This is a genomic window from Halomonas shengliensis, assembly GCF_900104135.1.
GTDB classification, from domain to species: Bacteria; Pseudomonadota; Gammaproteobacteria; order Pseudomonadales; family Halomonadaceae; genus Halomonas; species Halomonas shengliensis.
The window spans coordinates 98,666-115,929 of sequence record NZ_FNIV01000004.1; the positions used below are offsets into that span (position 1 = coordinate 98,666).

The following is a 17,264-nucleotide window of genomic DNA, read 5'->3' on the forward strand; positions in this document are numbered from 1 at the left end:
TGGCCCGGGGAGCGCTTTTCGCTAGTTTTCAATCGTGAAGCGCCGATGCGCTGACGCCGCGCCGAGGGAAGCGAGCGCGATGCCGTCTCCGGTGGTCCTGCCGCCGAGTCGCGGCAACCCGGTCCAGGGAAGACAACAACAAGATCCCGTCGTGATCCCCGCGGGGAAGCGACCATCGCCATCTGGAGTCCATGCCATGCAAGACGACAAGCAGCCGTCACGCATCCTCACCTCCCCCGATGAGGCGCCCGCCCGTCGCGAACCCTCCCGCCGCCGCTTCCTGAAGGCTGCCGCCGCCGGCTCCGCCGCCGCCGTGGCCGCCCCCTGGATCGGCAACGCCCAGGCCCAGGAGGGGATCCGCATCCGCATGCAGTCCTCCTGGCAGCCGGGCACCACCGGCTACCGGATCTTCGAGGAGTGGGCCAAGGGGGTCTCCGAGGCGACCAGCGGTGAGGTCAACATCGAGCCGTTCCCGGCCGGCGCCGTGGCCGGTGCCTTCGAGGTCGCCGACGCCGTGCGCAACGGGGTGCTCGACGGCCAGAACTGGTTCACCGTCTACTGGCCCGGCAAGATGCCCGCCGGCGTCTTCCTGACCGCCTATCCCATGGGCCTCTCCGTGCCCCACCAGTGGGACATGATGTTCGGCGCCTACGGCGGCTTCGGCATCGCCAAGGACCTCTACCGCAAGCAGGGCCAGGAGCTGCTGGGCTACGTCCACCATGACCTCAACCTGATCCACTCCAAGGTGCCGCTGCGCAGCTTCGATGACTTCAAGGGGGTCAAGATCCGCATGCCCGGCGGCATCGTCGCCGAGACCTTCGCCTCCATCGGCGCCCAGACCACCCTGCTGCCCGGCTCCGAGGTCTACCCGGCGCTGGAGAAGGGCACCATCGACGCGGCCGACTACACCGGCGCCGCGGTCAACTTCGAGCTCGGCTTCTGGCAGGTCGCCGACTACATCATCATGGGGCCGCCCTCCACGCCCTGCCTGCACCAGGCCGTCGACCTGATGGATATCGCCGTCAACCGTCGCGTCTTCGAGCGCATGTCGCCGCAGACCCAGGACCTGATGCACGATCTGGTGGCGGCCTACTCCCGCGAGCACTATGCGGCGATCCAGAAGGCCAACGCCGAGGCCTGGCCCAAGTACCGCGAGAAGGGCGTGGAGATCATCCACCTCTCTGAGGACGACGCCAGCCGCTTCCGCGATGCCGCCATCCCGCTTTGGTTCAAGTGGGCCAACAAGGACCCGGATGCCGCGCGCATGTTCAAGGCGCACCTCGACACCATGATGGACCCGGCGGTGGCGCTGATCACCGAGGAAGACATCAAGGACTACGAGCTCAACCTCTAAGCCGCCAGCCCCGGGCCGGTGGCCGTCCCTGGACGGTCACCGGCCCGGCCGGTGATATCCCATGCATCCCGCCAACCCCTGACTCATTGATCCGTTGCCATCGCCGGGAAGTGATGGCGCAACGGAGGAGTGTCCATGAACCTCGATATCGAATTCGTCCTTCCCCACTGGCTCTACTGGTCCGTGCTGGCCCTGCTGCCGCTGGTGGTGATGTTCTTCGTCGACCGCAGCTTCCGCCGCGGCGCCGTGGTCAGCGGTGGCGATACCGCCGAGATCCCCGGCGAGGCCCCGGTGGAGCGCTACCACCCGCCGGGCAACCTGCTCACCGCCGGCGTCGACCGCATCTCCGGCTTCTTCGGCCGCTACGTCGCCTACTGGTCGCTGATCGCGCCCTTCGCCTTCGCCTACGAGGTGCTGGTGCGCTATGCCTTCAACTCGCCGACCAACTGGGTCCACGAGTCGATGACCCTGATGTTCGGCATGCAGTACCTGATCGCCGGCGCCTTCGCCCTGCGCGAGGGCGGCCACGTACGCGTGGACATCCTCTACCAGCGCGCCCGGCCGCTGACCAAGGCGGCCCTGGACCTGCTGACCTCGGTGTTCTTCTTCATCTTCACCATCGGCCTGATGGTGACCGGCTGGAAGTTCTTCTCCCAGGCGGTGAGCGACAAGTACTTCTTCGGCTCCAGCTACGCCAACGAGACCTCCTTCACCGAGTGGGCCATTCAGTTCTACCCGGTGAAGTTCATGCTGTTCTTCGGCGCCCTGCTGCTGCTGCTGCAGGGGATCGCCCAGCTGATCCGCGACTTCCAGGCCTTCCGCCATCACCGTGCCAGCGAGCGCCACGGGCGCGGCTTCGCCCACCTGCTGGTGGTGCTGGGCGTGCTGCTGGGCGCCTGGGTGGTGTTCGAGATGGTCAACATCGCCGTCACCGACTACCAGAGCCTGGCCGGCAGCCTCGAGAACAGCCTGAGCAGCGTCGGCATCGGCGGCCTGACCCTGGTGATGTTCGGCACCCTGATGGTGGTGCTGGTGGCAGGCCTGCCGCTGGCCTTCGTCACCGGCGGCCTGGGTGTGGCCTTCCTCTACCTGGTCGGCGACCAGAACATGCTCAACCTGATGCCCTCGCGCATCTTCCCGATGATGACCAACTACCAGCTCTCGGCCATCCCGCTGTTCATCTTCATGGCCTCGGTGCTGGAGAAGGCGGGGATCATCGAGGAGCTGTTCGACGTCGTCTACAAGTGGATGGGCGGTCTCAAGGCGGGCCTGGCCATCGCCACCATCATCGCCTCGACGCTGCTCGCCGCCATGGTCGGCGTGATCGGCGCGGCGGTGGTGACCATGGGCCTGATCGCCCTGCCGGCGATGCTCAAGCGCAACTACAACCCCGAGATCGCGCTGGGCTCGATCATGGCCGGCGGTACCCTGGGCATCCTGATCCCGCCCTCGATCCTGGCCATCATCTACGGCGTCATCGCCCAGCAGTCGGTGGGTGAGCTCTACCTCGGCTCGCTGATCCCCGGCCTGCTGCTGGCCGGCATGTACGCCGGCTACTGCTGGCTGCGCGGCACCCTGAACGTCAAGATGGCGCCGCCCATGCCGGTGGAGGACCGCGTCGACATGGGCGAGAAGCTGCGCCTGCTGCGCAACATGCTGGCGCCCATCGTGCTGGTGATCCTGGTGCTGGGCATCATCTTCACCGGCATCGCCACCCCGGTGGAGGCCGCCGGCATCGGCACCTTCGGCGCCCTGGTGGTAGCCGCGATGCACCGGCGCCTGACCTGGGCCAACCTGCACGCCGCCTGCATGACCACCCTGGTCGCCTCGGCGATGGTGATGTGGATCATCTTCGGTGCCAGCATCTTCGTCGGCTTCTACATCCTGCAGGGCGGCCAGACCTTCGTGCAGGAGCTGATCTCCGGCGCGGGCCTCGGCCCCTACGCAGTGCTGGCGCTGATGATGGTGCTGCTGGTGGCGCTGGGCATGTTCCTCGACTGGGTGGGCATCCTGCTGCTGGCGGTGCCGATCTTCGTGCCGCTGATCAAGGGCATGGCCTTCGACGGCGTCTTCGGCCTGCCGGGGGTCGACCCCGCCGACGTCTCGCTGTGGTTCGGGGTCATCTACCTGGTCAACATGCAGATGTCCTTCCTTAGCCCGCCGTTCGGCTATGCGCTCTTCTACATCAAGGGGGTGTGCCCGCCGCATATCACCATGGCGCAGATCTTCCGCTCCTCCTTCCCCTTCCTGGGACTGCAGGCGCTGGGGCTGCTGCTGGTGATCCTGTTCCCGGCGCTGGTCACCTGGCTGCCCAACCTGGCCTACGGCTGACGGGACGAGCCACCACCGACGAGGGCGCCTGCGGGCGCCCTCGTTACATTCCGACACAAGGTCGCCTGAACTCCCCCGGGCGCAGGTCGTCTCAGGGGGGCACATTCACGACGCACCACCCACGACGCAACACCCTTGGAGGTTTCGATGAAACGGATGACCGCCCTGTTCTCCGCCGCCCTGCTCAGCGCCGGCCTGATCACGGCCACCGCCCATGCCCAGGAGGACGCGGCCACCCAGTCCGCCGACCAGGCCCAGGCCACCGCCCCGGCCCAGGACTTCTCCGACGCCCAGCTCCAGCAGTTCGCCGATGCCTCCAAGGAGATCGCCGTGCTGTCCCAGGACTACACCAAGCGCCTGCAGGAGGCCGAAGGCGAGGAGGCCCAGCAGGAGGTGCGCATGGAGGCCAACGAGGAGATGGTCAAGGTGGTCGAGGAGAGCGGCCTAGACGTCGACACCTTCAACGCCATCGGCCAGGCCATCCAGCAGGACCCCGAGCTGATGCAGCGTGTTCAGGAGATGGCCCAGTCGTAAGCTGATGCCGCGACACGGCCGACTCCCATCGGCATTCGACGGCCACCCTGCGGGGTGGCCGTCGTCGTGTGGGGCAGGGCGCTTTACAGCGCACCGGCAAGCTTCCAGACTTGGCGCAAACGGCCAGGCTGCGGAGGGAACCCATGGAACCGGAATGGCTGGAGATACGCCAGCACATGGGGCGCTTCCCGCCCTTCGATACCCTCTCCGACGAGCGGCTCGACGAGATCGCCGGTCAGGTCGAGGTGGCCTACTACCGTGCCGAGAGCGATATCCACGTGCTTGACCAGGAGATCGACGCCCTGGGCTATGTGCGCAGCGGGGCGGTGGAGGTGATGCGCCGCAACGGTGACCTCTACGACCGCCGCGGCGAGGGCGACATCTTCGGCCACTTCAGCCTGCTGCGGAACCACAAGGTGCGCTTCCCGGTGCGTGCCCTGGAAGACAGCCTGATCTACTTCATCCCCGACGCGGTCTTCCAGCGCCTGTGCGAGGAGGACGAGGCCTTCGCCGACTTCGTCGAGCTGGAACGTCCGCGCCTCGAGTCGGCGGTGGAGCACCACAAGCAGCAGAACGACATGATGATCACCCGGGTGCGCAAGCTGCTCACCCGCTACCCGCTGATGCTGGAGGCGAGCACCACCCTGCAGGAGGCCGCCCGCCTGATCGGCGACTTCGGCGCCTCGGCGGTATTGGTGCTGGATGCCCCCGGCGACAACCCCCGCTACACCTTCCGCGACAGCGAGGAGCGTGGCTGGCAGGTGCGCGGCATCCTCACCGACAGCGACTTCCGCCGCACGGTGGCGGAGGGGCGGCCGCCGGAGACGCCTCTCGGCGAGGTGGTGAGTCACTACCTGGTGGCGATCCAGTCCGACGAGTCGGTGCACGAGGCGATGCTCACCATGCTGCGCAACAACATCCACCACCTGCCGGTGATGCACCGTCGCCGGCCAGTGGGCATCGTCCACCTCTCCGACATCATCCGCTACGAGACCCACTCCAGCCTCTACCTGGTCAGCAATATCTACAGCCAGTCCACCGCCGAGGGGCTCGCCAAGCTGGCGCCGGACGTGCGCGCCGCCTTCGTGCGCATGGTGGAGGACGGCGCCGATTCGCGGATGATCGGCAGTGCCCTCTCCACCATCGGGCGCAGCTTCACCCGGCGGCTGCTGGAGCTGGCCGAGGAGGAGCTGGGCCCGCCGCCGGTCCCCTACTGCTTCATGGCCATGGGCTCCATGGCGCGCAACGAGCAGACCCTGGTCACCGACCAGGACAACGCCCTGGTGCTCTCCGACGACTTCGACCCCGAGGCCCACGACGACTACTTCCTGGCCCTGGCCAGACGGGTCAGCGACGGCCTCGACGCCTGCGGCTACCCCTACTGCACGGGCGATATCATGGCCACCAACCCGCGCTGGCGCCAGCCGCTGTCGGTATGGAAGGGCTACTTCGCCGACTGGGTGCGCGACCCCACCCCGGAGCGCCTGCTGCACAGCTCGATCTTCTTCGACCTCGACGCGGTCTACGGCGAGAACCCTTTCGTGGAGCAGCTCCAGGACCAGGTGGCCGAGCAGGCGCCCAAGAGCAAGCTGTTCCTCGCCGCCATGGCGCGCAACGCCCTCAACCGCACCCCGCCGCTGGGCTTCTTCCGCACCTTCGTGATGGAGAAGGATGGCAAGCACAACAACTCCATCAACCTCAAGCGCCGCGGCACCGCCCCGCTCACCGACCTGATCCGCGTCCACGCCCTGGCCTGCGGCTCCCGCGCCCAGAACAGCTTCGAGCGCCTCGACGACATCGACCGTACCCAGCTGCTGGCGCCGGGGGTGAGCGACAAGCTGCGCCACGCCCTGGAGTTCCTGACCATGTCGCGGATCCGTCACCAGGTGATCGACATCCAGCACGAGCGCACCCCGGACAACAACATCGAGCCGGAGAACGTCAGCGACAGCGAGCGCCACACCCTCAAGGATGCCTTCCAGGTGCTGAGCAACGCCCAGAAGTTCCTCAAGTTCCGCTATCCGCTGCCGGCCGCCGCCGAGCGGAGGCGGCGCTAGGTGGCCCTGCGTCGTTCGCGGGCGCCGGCGCCGGGCTGGCCGGAGTACCTGGCCGATCGCGCCGGACGGGTCAGCTATCCGCCGTTGCAGGCCTTCTTCGCCGCCGGCTGTCCGGCCCCCGACACCCCCATCGCCGAGGCGCCGCTGGTGGCGCTGGATATCGAGACCACCGGCCTCGACCCGCGCCGCCACGCCATCGTCAGCATCGGCGCGGTGCCCTTCAGCCTGGCGCGCATCCCGCTGCGCCAGGCGCGTTACTGGCTGCTCAAGCCCTATCGCGAGCTCACCGCCACCTCGGTGACCCTGCACCACATCACCCATCAGGAAGTGGAGAACGCCCCGGACCTGGTGGAGGTGCTGCCCGAGGTGCTTGGCCTGCTCCAGGGGCGCCTGGCGGTGGTGCACTATCGCCATATCGAGCGCGGCTTCATCGACGCGGCCCTCCAGCATCGACTGGGGGAGGGGATGCGCTTCCCGGTGATCGACACCATGTCGCTGGAGGCGCGGCTCCATCGCCAGTCGCCCTGGGCGCGCCTGCGTCGCTGGCTGGGACGCCCGCCGGTGTCGATCCGCCTGCAGGCGAGCCGCGACCGCTACGGCCTGCCGTCCTACCAGGGCCACCACGCCCTGGTGGACGCCCTGGCCACCGCCGAGCTGCTGCAGGCCCAGGTGGCCACGCGCTTCACGCCGCAGACGCCGGTCTCGGCGCTGTGGAGCTGACCCCGCGTCGATGTGGTCACCTAACGCAGCGAGGCGGCCCGCAGGCCGCCTCGCTGGGTCTTGCCGGCGGCTCGTCGCGAGCCGCCGTCTGTCGGCCGGTCACTTGGCCTTGGGTTCGCTCATCAGTCCCTTGACGATGGCGTAGCAGCCCACCAGCAGCACGATGGTGAACGGCAGGCCGGTGGTCAGCGCCGCCGTCTGCAGCGCGGCGAGGCCGCCACCCAGCAGCAGGGCGATGGCCAGTGCCCCCTCGATCAGCGCCCAGAACACGCGCTGGGGCTTGGGGGCATCCACCTTGCCGCCGGCGGTGATGGAGTCGATCACCAGCGAACCGGAGTCCGAGGAGGTGATGAAGAACACGATCACCAGCACGATGCCGACGAAGGAGGTGATGGCGGTCAGCGGCAGGTGCTCCAGCATGGTGAAGAGCTGCAGCTCCAGGGCGGCGTCCTGCACGTCGGTGATGCCGTCGCTGATCACCTGGTCGATGGCGGTGGTGCCGAAGGCGGTCATCCACACCACCGAGGCGAGGGTCGGCACCACCAGCACGGCGATCAGGAACTCACGCACGGTGCGCCCGCGGCTGACCCGCGCGATGAACATGCCGACGAAGGGGGACCAGGCGATCCACCAGGCCCAGTAGAAGGCCGTCCAGCCCTGGCTGAAGTTGGCGTCCTCACGCCCGAAGGGCATGGAGAGCGCCGGCAGGTGCTTGACGTAGCCGAGCAGGTTCTCGAACACGCCGGTGGCGATCATCAGGGTGGGGCCCACGGCGATCACGAACACCAGCAGCAGCAGGGCGAGGCCCATGTTGAGCTGCGACAGGCGCTGCACGCCCTTGTCGACGCCGAGCAGGATCGAGCCCAGCGCCACCACGGTGATGCCAAGGATCAGCAGGATCAGGGTGGCGTTGGTGTCGGGGACGCCGAACAGGTAGTTGAGGCCCGCCGACGCCTGGGTCGCTCCCAGCCCCAGCGAGGTGGTCAGGCCGAACAGGGTGGCGAACACCGCCAGGATGTCGATCACGTGCCCCGGCCAGCCCCAGACACGCTCGCCCAGGATCGGGTAGAAGATCGAGCGCATGGTCAGCGGCAGGCCCTTGTTGAAGGCGAAGATCGCCAGGGCCAGGCCGACGATGGCGTAGGCGCCCCAAGGGTGCAGGCCCCAGTGGAAGATGGTGGCGGCCATGCCCAGCGAGATGGCGCCGGCCTGGTCACCCTCGGCGGCGCCCAGCGGGGCCCAGTCGGTGCGCACGCCATCCTCGCCCATGCTGATGCCACCTAGCGAGGTACCGTAGTGGCCCAGCGGCTCCGAGACGCCGTAGAACATCAGGCCGATGCCCATGCCGGCGGCGAACAGCATCGCGAACCAGCCGGCGTAGCCGAAGTCCGGCGTGGCGTTGGCCCCGCCGATGCGTACCCGTCCCATGGGGGTGAAGATCAGCACCAGCGCGAGGATCACGAAGACGTTGGCACCGAGCAGGAAGACCCAGCTCAGCTTGGTGGTCAGGAAGCTGAACATGCTGTTGAAGATCGGCTCCATCTGGGCCTGCATGGCCAGCGTGAGGATCACAAACAGCAGGATCACGATGGAGGAGAACATGAAGACCTTGCCGTGCAGGTCCACGTCGATCCCCATCGGCGAGGCGGTGATGTTGTCCTGGCCGATCACGTAGTCCGTGTCGATCAGGTTGGCGGCCCCCTCCGGGGCCGGAATTCCCTGGGAACCGGCATCCGGCTCCTGGGGCTTGTCGTCGTTGGTCGGATTGGCCACGAGACGTCTCCCTTGCGTTTATCGATTGACGATCGACTTGCTCTTCTGGGGTTCTGTCGTTACGAGGTTCTGTCGTGCCGGGGTCAGTCGCCGGCGCCCGGGCGCACCAGGAATACCGAGGCCTTGGTGTGGGTGGCCACCTTGCCGCCGTGGGACGGCATGATGACGTCCACATGCTTGGGCGGGTGGGTCGGCATCACCACCAGGTCGGCGCCTACCTCGTCGATGGCCTTGATGAGGTCGTCATCGAGGTCGGCGATGGGGTCGGGACTGACGATGGTGTGGGTGCTCACCGGTTGGCCATGGACCTCGGCGCGTTCCTGGGCGAAGGCCTTCAGCTTCTGGGTGAACTCCTCCGGGGTGCGGGCGACGCTGCCCGGGGTGTTGGCGGTGATGCCCACGTAGCACACCTCGGCGCCATAGTGCTGGGCCAGATCGGCCACCGTCTGCAGGGCGGGCTCGATCACCTTCAGGTGCGCCAGGTCGACCGGAACCATGATCTTGCGATACATCGCGCATCTCCTCGTGGTGGCGAATAGGGGGGCGAGGCGATCGGCGAAACGGGCAGCATCGGCAGCCCGTCGCGCCGCGTCCTGATCAAGAATGGACCTATTGAGCGTAGACGCTGGTCGGCGACGCCACTTCAACGCATCCGCAATCTTGTACGCGAACTGTACACCATGTGGCGGACATCTGCCGAACGCAAACCTGTCCGGGCACAGTTCATCACGCCCAGCATGCGGCCCAACACGCGACGGGGGAGCCACCCGGTGGCTCCCCCGTCAGGGCGCGGCGAGCGCCGCGCGACAGCCGGATCAGCTGGCGGCGTCGAGCCACTCCTGCACCTGCTCCTGGTTCTCCTCGACCCACTGCTTGGCGTTCTCGTAGGGGTCGGCGTCCTCTTCCTGGTTCATGAGCATGACCTCGCCCATGTCCTCGGCGGTCCAGGCGAAGGCGTCCAGGATGGCGTAGGCCTCCGGCATCTCCTCCTTGAGACCCTGGCGGACGATGGTGTGGATCTGCTCGGCGCCGCCGTAGACGTTCTTCGGGTCCTCGAGGTACTTGAGGTCCCAGCGGGCAAACATCCAGTGCGGGGTCCAGCCGGTGACCGCGATCGCCTCCTCGTTGTCGATGGCCGTCTTGAGCGCTGCGCTCATGGTGGCACCGCTGCCGGTCTGCAGGTCGAGGTCGAGCTCATAGGCGTCGATGACGTCCTCGGTCAGGCGCATGATGCCGGCGCCCGGATCGATACCCACGATCTTGCCGTCGAAGTCGTCGGCGTACTCGTTGAGGTCCGCGATGCTCTCGACTTCCACGTAGCTGGGGACCACCAGGCCCAGCTTGGTGCCGTCGAGGTTGACCCCGGTATCGACCAGCTGGTCCTCGAGCTGGGCGTAGTAGTCCTCGTGGGTGGTGGGCAGCCAGCCGGCGAGCAGGGCGTCGGTGTCGCCGGAGGCGACCGACTGCCACATGGCAGCGGCGGAGAGCGAGGAGGTTTCCACCTCGTAGCCGGCCTGCTCGAGCACGGCCCGCATGACGTTGGTGGAGGCCACGGTGGAGGACCACTCGACGTAGGCCAGGTGGACGGTGCCCTTGTCCTGCGCCTGGGCGGCGCCGGCGGTCAGGGCGGCGCCGGTGGCCAGCGCGAGGCCGGCGAGACGGATACGACGGTACAGCGGATGCTTCTTCATCGGGTACCTCTTTTCCAAGTGTTCAGTGCAACACCATGCAGACCATGGTGATGGTTTTCAAGGAACGCCCTCAACGGGCGCCCCTGGTTCCGCGTATGCGCTTAGGACTTGCGCTGCTTGCGAAGTGACTGGGTCAGGCGGTCGAGGAGCATGGCCAGGATCACCACGGCGATGCCCGCCTCGAAGCCGTCGCCCGGGCGCAGGCGCTGGATGGCGCGCCATACCTCGCTGCCCAGGCCGTCGGCACCGATCATGGCGGCGATCACCACCATGGAGAGGGCCAGCATGATGGTCTGGTTGATGCCCGCCATCACCGTGGGCAAGGAGAGCGGCAGCTGCACCTTGACCAGCTTCTGGCCGCGGGTGGCGCCATAGGCGTCGGCGGCCTCGATCAGCTCGCCCGGCACCTGGCGGATGCCCAGGGTGGTGAAGCGGATCGCCGGCGGCATGGAGAAGATCACCGTGGCGAAGATCGCCGACACCGAGCCGATACCGAAGAAGGGGATCGCCGGGATCAGGTAGACGAAGGCCGGCATGGTCTGCATGAAGTCGAGCACCGGCATGATCATCCGGTAGAGCCGCTCGGAGAGCGCCGCGGCGATGCCCACCGGCAGGGCGATCACCACCGCCACCAGGGTGGCGATCACCACCAGGGTGAGGGTCTCGATCATCGGGTCCCACAGGCCCAGGTTCCAGATCAGTGCCATGCCGGCGGCGGCGCCGATCGCCAGGCGCATGTTGGCGACCCACCAGCACAGGCCGACGATGATCAGCAGCAGGCCCCAGGGCGGCAGCCACATCAGGGCATCGTTGAGGCCATCGATGCCGGTCTGGGTCACCTGGGAGATGCCGCGGGTGACCATGGAGTACTCGCTGGTCAGCCAGTCGAGGCCGCCCTCGATCCACTGGCCGAGGGGAATGCTTGGAATCTCGATCGCCATCACTGTTCTCCTGCCGCTGCGGTCTCGGTGTCTGCGTCTGCCGTGGTGTTCTCCTCTGCGGCCCGGGCCAGCTGGTCGAGCACGGCGCCCTTGACCACCACGCCGAGCAGGCGCTCGTCGTCATCCACCACCGCGATGGGGAAGCTCTTCTCGCTGAACATGGCGAAGAGGTTGTGCAGCGGTTCCTGGGGCCCGACCTTGCGGAAGTCCTGAGTCATGGCCGCACCGATGGTGTCGGCACCCTCCCGGGCCGCCTGTTCCGCGGCGTCGACCTCGAGCAGCCCCATCAGGGTGCGGTCACGGCGGGTCACGTAGATGGAGTCGAGGTTGTGCTCGTGCATCTTGCGCAGGGTGGTACGTGGGCCATCGCCCTCGCGAGCCACGGCGCGTACCTTGCGCATGGCGTGTTCGGCGGTAAGGATCTTGGACATGTCCACGCCTTCCACGAAGCGCTTCACGTAGTCATCCGCCGGGTGGGTGAGGATCTGCTCCGGGGTGCCGATCTGCACGATCTCGCCATCCTTGAGCAGGATGATGCGGTCGGCGATGTTGAGCGCCTCGTCAAGGTCGTGGGTGATGAACACCGTGGTCTTCTGCATGCGGCTCTGCAGCTCCTGCAGCTCCTGCTGCATGTCGCCGCGGATCAGCGGGTCCAGCGCCGAGAAGGCCTCGTCCATCAGCAGCACAGTGGAGTCGTTGGCCAGCGCCCGGGCCAGGCCGACGCGCTGCTGCATGCCCCCGGAGAGCTGGTTGGGGTAGGCGTCCTCCCAGCCGTCCAGCCCCACCTGCTTGAGGGCCTTGCGCGCGATCTCGGCGCGCTCGGCGCGCTCCACGCCGCGGATCTCCAGGCCGAACTCGGCGTTCTGCTGAACCGTGCGGTGGGGGAACAGCGCGAAGTTCTGGAACACCATGGAGAAGTGGCGACGACGGCACTCGAGCAGCGCCTTGTCGTCCAGTTGGGGGATGTCCTCGCCGTCGATGACGATCTCGCCCTCGGTGGGCTCGATCAGACGGTTGAGACAGCGGATCAGGGTCGACTTACCCGAGCCGGACAGCCCCATGATCACCAGCAGCTCGCCCTCGTAGACGTCGAAGTCGATGTTGGAGAGGCCCAGCGTCTGGCCGGTCTTGTCGAGGATCTCGGGGCGCTTAAGCCCCTGGTCGCGCAGTTCGAGCGCCTTCTTCGGGTTGTTGCCGAAGACCTTGCTCAGGTTGCGCACCCGTATCTTGACGTTTCGTTTCTCGTTCATTGGCTCTGCCTTTATGTCAGCCCCTGGCATGGCGCGTGGGCACGATGATGCCTGCCTGCGCCGCCTAGCTTGGCATGCGGGAGCGTTGACGGTTGCGAAAGGTCCTTTACCCTACGTTTTTTTGAATGGATGTTCAAACAAAAATCCCGACGCCAGGACGTCGGGATTCGCAGACAGGCCGGGGAGACTACGTCATTCGTCGGCGCGTGTCAGCCGGTAGAGGGCGCCGTCGGGGGCGTCCTGGAGCAGGTAGAGGGCGCCGTCCGGCCCCTGGCGCACGTCGCGGATGCGCCCGATCTGCCCCTCGAGGAGCACCTCGCGCTCGACCACCGCGTCGCCGTCCAGCACCAGGCGCACCAGCCGCTCGCTGGCCAGGCCGCCGGCCAGCAGTTGGCCCTGCCAGGCGGGGAAGGTGTCGCCGCTGACCTCGGTGAGCCCCGAGGGCGCGAAGCGCCCCGCGAAGACGTGTACCGGGTCGCGCATGCCGGGCGCGCTGTCGCGGCCGATGGGTTCGTTGGTGGCGTAGTCGTTGCCGCGGCTGACCACCGGCCAGCCGTAGTTCTCGCCGCCCACCAGGCGGTTGAGCTCGTCGCCGGTGCGCGGGCCGTGCTCGGTGGACCAGGCGCTGCCGTCGGCGGCGACCGTGAGCCCCTGGGGATTGCGGTTGCCCAGGGTGTAGAGCTCGTCGAGCACCGCCGGGTCACCGACGAAGGGGTTGTCCTCGGGCACGCCGCCGCTCTGCGTCAGGCGCAGCACGCTGCCGGCGTGGTCGCCGCCATCCTGGGCCCGGGAGGGATCGCGGCCGCGGTCGCCGATGCTCATCAGCAGGGTGCCGTCGGGCAGCCAGGCGAGCCGCGAGCCGTAGTGGCGGCCAGGGGCGGAGAAGCGGTCCTGCACGAACAGCGTCTCGACCTCCTCGAGGGCATCCTCGCTGAGGCGCCCTCGGGAGAGGGTGGTGGCGCTGCCGCCGTCCCCGGCCTGGCTCCAGGTGAAGTAGAGCCAGTCGTCCTCGCCCTCGCCGCTGCCGAAGCCGGGATGCAGGGCCAGGTCGAGCAGGCCGCCCTGGCCCCGGGTGCTCACCTCGGGCACGCCGTCGAGCCGGGTGATCCCACCATCCGCGTCGATGCGCGCCAGGCGTCCGGGGCGTTCGCTGACCAGGATGTCGCCGCCCGGCAGGAAGGCCAGCGACCAGGGGTGCTCGAGCCCGGTGGCGAGGCGCTCCAGGCGCAGCGTGTGGTGGTCGGTCTCGAGGCGTTCGATCAGCGTCTCGGCGGCGGTGGCCTGGCCGCCGAGGGTGAGTCCGCCCAGCAGCAGCGCGGTGGGCAGTCGGCGCAGGATGTCCGGCATGGCGTGTCCCCTCGTCTGGTGGTCAAGATAGGGACTTCGTCAGAGAAGCGGTGTTCCCCGTCACCATGGCGCGACGCGCTACATCAGCCAGGCCAGCAGCAGCGGCAGGTAGAGCAGCGAGAGCAGGGTCGAGCAGAACACCAGGCTCGCCACGTACTCCGGCTCGCGCCGCGCCTTCTGGGCGAAGAGGTAGTTGAACACGGCCACCGGCATGCTCATCTGCAGGATCAGGATGCCCTGGGCCAGGGGCGGCAGGTCGAGCAGGCTGCCGATGCCCCAGGCCAGCGCCGCGGCCACCGGGATGCGCAGCAGGCTGAAGCCGATGCCCGAGCGCAGGCTGCGTACCTGGATGCTCGCCAGCGAGACGCCCAGGGTGATCAGCATCAGCGGCACGGTGAAGCCCGAGATCAGGTCGACGCTGTTGGCAAGCCACTGGGGCAGGGCGGTGTCGGTGAGCAGCAGGACCAGCGAGATGGCGATGGCATAGACGGTGGGGGTGCGCGCCAGGGTGCGCAGCGGGTTGCCGCCGCGGCTGGCCATCACCGAGCCCAGGGTGAACTGGAACAGCGACACCGTGACCATCACCGTGATGCCGTAGGCGAAGCCGGCGCTGCCGAAGGCGTAGAGCACCACCGGCAGCCCCATGTTGCCGGTGTTGGGGTACATCGCGGGAGCCAGCAGCACCCGCCACTCCTTGCCCAGCAGGCGCGCCAGCGGCCAGGTCATCGCCGCCATGGCGCTGATCACCAGGGCCGTGGCCAGCATGGTGCGCCCGAAGCTGCCGGCGTCGATCTCGGCGCCGGAGAGCGAGGCGATCACCAGCGCCGGAGTGCCGATGTTGAACACCAGGCGGGTGACGAACTCCACCGGGTAGGGCTGGCCCAGGCGGATCCAGGTGAAGCCCAGGCCGGCGCCGGTGAGCACCGGCGCCATCACGGCGAAGAGTTCGGCAAGCATGCGGTCGTCCCTGAGGAAAAGAGCGGGCGACTATTGTCGGAAGCCGCGGCCGACCTGGCAAGGCGGCCGCCGGTTCACAACCCCTCAGAACTCGTATCGCGCGGAGAGCCAGAGGCGGCGACCTTCCTCGCTGTTGGCGTAGACGTTGCCGTACTCCGCGCCACCGTCGTAGGCGCGGTAGTCGACGAAGTCCTTGTCGAACAGGTTCTGGACGGTGGCGCTGACGGTGAAGGCGTCGGAGACCCGGTAGCTGCCGCCCAGATGGAAGAGGGCATAGGACTCGAAGTCGCCCAGGTCGTCGAAGGAGGGGGCGCCGCGTACCCGCTCGCGGTTGCGGTAGCGCTCGCTGCGGTACTCGCCGGAGAGCCAGGTACTCAGCCTGTCGGTGGCCTGCCAGCGCAGGGTGGCGTTGACCGCATGCTCCGGGGTATCGGTCAGCGGCTCGCCCTTCTGCTCACCGCTCTTCTGCTCGCTGTCGGTATAGGTGTAGTTGGCGCTCAGGTTGACGCGCTCTGCGAGTTGGATGCGGGTGGCGAGCTCGATGCCCCGGGTCTCGGCCTCGTCGATATTGATGTCCTGGGCGTAAGTGCCTTCCGGGATCCGCGGGTCGCCGCTGACGGTGATATCGGGGCCGGCGGCGATCTTGTCATCGAAGCGGTTGTGGAACAGCGTGGCGCTGGCCATGAAGCCCTCGCCATTGTCGTAGAGGGCAGCGAGCTCGCTGCTGGTGCTGGTCTCCGGCTGCAGGTCGGGGTTGCCGATGGTCAGGACGGTGCCCTGGCCGGTCACGCCGTTGATGCCATCATGCAGGTCATTGAGCGACGGCGTCTTATAGCCGCGGCTAACGCCACCCTTCAGGGTCCAGTCGTCGCTGGCGCTCCATACCAGGTAGCCGCGCGGGCTGAACTGGCTGCCGAAGGCGTCGTGGTGGTCGTAGCGCCCGCCCAGGGTCAGCGCCCAGTCATCGGCCAACCACCACTCGTCCTCGGCGAACAGCGCCCAGGTAGTCTGGGAAAACTCCTCGGTGGCCAGCCCATCGGTGAGCTCGGAATCCATCCACTGGCCGCCGACCGTCGCCATGTGGTCGCCCAGCGGCATCACGAACTTGCTGTCGAGCACGGTGTTGGTGGTCTCGAGCTCGCGGGCATCGCCGCCGACGATCCCGGGGAAGCCGGCATAGGGCTGCCCGAGGGTGCCGGGGATGGTGCGGCCCAGCGTCTCGGTGGTGTTATGCATCAGGCTGGATTCCCAGGTACCGGCGGCGAAGCGCCCGGTGTGGCCGATGGCGAGCTGGTCACGCTCGAAGCGCAGCTCGTCGCTGTAGCCGTTAGCCTCGCCCGGGGCGGGCTCGCAGCTGCGGGTGCGGCCGTCCAGGGTGCCCAGCTGACAGTCATCGTTGGCATATGTCTGGCGGCTGGTCTCGCCGTCGAGCCACAGCTCGTGATCCTGATGCGGGGTCAGGGTGAGCCTGGCGCCCAGGCTGTAGACGTCGCCTTCCACGGGGCTCGGGCCACGCTGGCTGACCGGGACCTCGGTGCCGTCCGCCTCGGTGTAGGTCAGGGTCGAGGCATCACGCTCATGGAAGCGGCCGCGCACCTGCAGGCCCAGGGTCTCCTCGACCAGCGGGCCGCTGGCATAGAGGCTGGTCTCGCGACTGTCGCCGAACTCGTCGTGTTCGTTGAGGGTGGTTTCGGCCTGTACCGAGCCGCTCCACGTGTCGCCCACCTTGCGGGTGATGATATTGATCACCCCGCCCATGGCATCGGAGCCGTAGAGGGTCGACATCGGGCCGCGGATCACCTCGATGCGCTCGATCGCCGAGACCGGCGGAAAGAAGCTGGTGGCGGTCTCACCGAAGCCGTTGGGCGTGACGCTGCCGGCGGTGTTCTGGCGTCGGCCGTCGATCAGGATCAGGGTGTAGTCGCTGGGCAGGCCGCGGATGCTGATGTTGCGTCCGCCGGTCTTGCCCACCTGGCCGCCCACGTCGACGCCTTCCACGTCGCGCAAGGCGTCGGCGATGCTGGTGACGCGCTTTTCTTCCAGCTCCTGGCGGCTGATCACCGAGATGCTGGCCGGTGCCTCGGCCAGGGCCTGCTCGTAGCCCGCGGCGGTGACCACGATGTCGTCCAGCTGCTGGCCCTGCTGGGCCAGGGTGGCAAGGGAGGAGGAGGCGGCGGCCAGCGCCACGGCGCCGGCCAGGGCATTGGGGGCAAAGCGGTTCATGTCGATCCTTGAATGAGTTTGATTATCAAGAGCGCAAGGATTCTAGTCGACAATGTGAAGCAAATGATAGTATTTCTCACAAATTT

At 67.7% G+C, this 17,264-nt stretch carries 13 protein-coding genes; 5 read left to right on the plus strand and 8 right to left on the minus strand.

Features of this window, described 5'->3' with window-relative positions; genetic code table 11:
• The first annotated feature begins 196 nt into the window (after positions 1-196).
• From dctP to BLP95_RS07410, 5 genes are all read left to right on the plus strand, one after another.
• Entirely contained in the window at positions 197-1,354 is a 1,158-nt protein-coding gene (gene dctP, locus BLP95_RS07390; protein ID WP_245678708.1) for a TRAP transporter substrate-binding protein DctP, read from the plus strand.
• Positions 1,355-1,489: 135 nt separating this feature from the next.
• Positions 1,490-3,685, plus strand: coding sequence for a TRAP transporter large permease subunit (locus BLP95_RS07395; RefSeq protein WP_089677812.1), 2,196 nt, complete (start codon positions 1,490-1,492; stop codon positions 3,683-3,685).
• Positions 3,686-3,832: 147 nt separating this feature from the next.
• Complete coding sequence (locus tag BLP95_RS07400; RefSeq protein WP_089677813.1) at positions 3,833-4,219, plus strand: DUF4168 domain-containing protein; 387 nt, start codon at positions 3,833-3,835, stop codon at positions 4,217-4,219.
• Positions 4,220-4,362: 143 nt separating this feature from the next.
• On the plus strand, positions 4,363-6,276 hold the full coding sequence (locus BLP95_RS07405) for a DUF294 nucleotidyltransferase-like domain-containing protein (protein WP_089677815.1): 1,914 nt from the start codon (positions 4,363-4,365) through the stop codon (positions 6,274-6,276).
• Positions 6,277-6,996, plus strand: a complete 720-nt coding sequence (locus BLP95_RS07410; protein WP_089677817.1) for a 3'-5' exonuclease — start codon at positions 6,277-6,279, stop codon at positions 6,994-6,996.
• Between the two features lie 99 nt (positions 6,997-7,095).
• Here the strand turns inward: BLP95_RS07410 and BLP95_RS07415 are convergent, their stop codons facing one another.
• The 8 genes from BLP95_RS07415 to BLP95_RS07450 all read right to left on the minus strand — a co-directional run bounded on the left by BLP95_RS07415 (position 7,096) and on the right by BLP95_RS07450 (position 17,178).
• Positions 7,096-8,769 carry a BCCT family transporter gene (locus tag BLP95_RS07415; RefSeq protein WP_089677819.1) on the minus strand — a complete coding sequence of 558 codons (1,674 nt, stop codon included), beginning with the start codon at positions 8,767-8,769 and terminating at the stop codon, positions 7,096-7,098.
• A gap of 83 nt (positions 8,770-8,852) precedes the next feature.
• A complete protein-coding gene (locus BLP95_RS07420; RefSeq protein ID WP_089677821.1) occupies positions 8,853-9,281 on the minus strand; it encodes a universal stress protein in 429 nt (142 codons plus the stop codon).
• A 303-nt stretch (positions 9,282-9,584) separates the two neighbouring features.
• Positions 9,585-10,460, minus strand: a complete 876-nt coding sequence (locus BLP95_RS07425) for a glycine betaine ABC transporter substrate-binding protein (protein ID WP_089677823.1) — start codon at positions 10,458-10,460, stop codon at positions 9,585-9,587.
• A gap of 101 nt (positions 10,461-10,561) precedes the next feature.
• Positions 10,562-11,395: an ABC transporter permease gene (locus tag BLP95_RS07430; RefSeq protein WP_089678253.1), complete on the minus strand. Its 834-nt coding sequence runs from the start codon at positions 11,393-11,395 to the stop codon at positions 10,562-10,564.
• 5 nt (positions 11,396-11,400) lie between these two features.
• Positions 11,401-12,651 (minus strand): quaternary amine ABC transporter ATP-binding protein, encoded by a 1,251-nt coding sequence (locus tag BLP95_RS07435; RefSeq protein ID WP_089677825.1) that lies wholly within the window; start codon positions 12,649-12,651, stop codon positions 11,401-11,403.
• A 192-nt stretch (positions 12,652-12,843) separates the two neighbouring features.
• Positions 12,844-13,998: a PQQ-dependent sugar dehydrogenase gene (locus BLP95_RS07440; protein ID WP_089677827.1), complete on the minus strand. Its 1,155-nt coding sequence runs from the start codon at positions 13,996-13,998 to the stop codon at positions 12,844-12,846.
• Positions 13,999-14,076: 78 nt separating this feature from the next.
• On the minus strand, positions 14,077-14,955 hold the full coding sequence (locus BLP95_RS07445) for an AEC family transporter (RefSeq protein WP_089677829.1): 879 nt from the start codon (positions 14,953-14,955) through the stop codon (positions 14,077-14,079).
• 84 nt (positions 14,956-15,039) lie between these two features.
• On the minus strand, positions 15,040-17,178 hold the full coding sequence (locus tag BLP95_RS07450; protein WP_089677830.1) for a TonB-dependent receptor domain-containing protein: 2,139 nt from the start codon (positions 17,176-17,178) through the stop codon (positions 15,040-15,042).
• Positions 17,179-17,264: the final 86 nt, after the last annotated feature.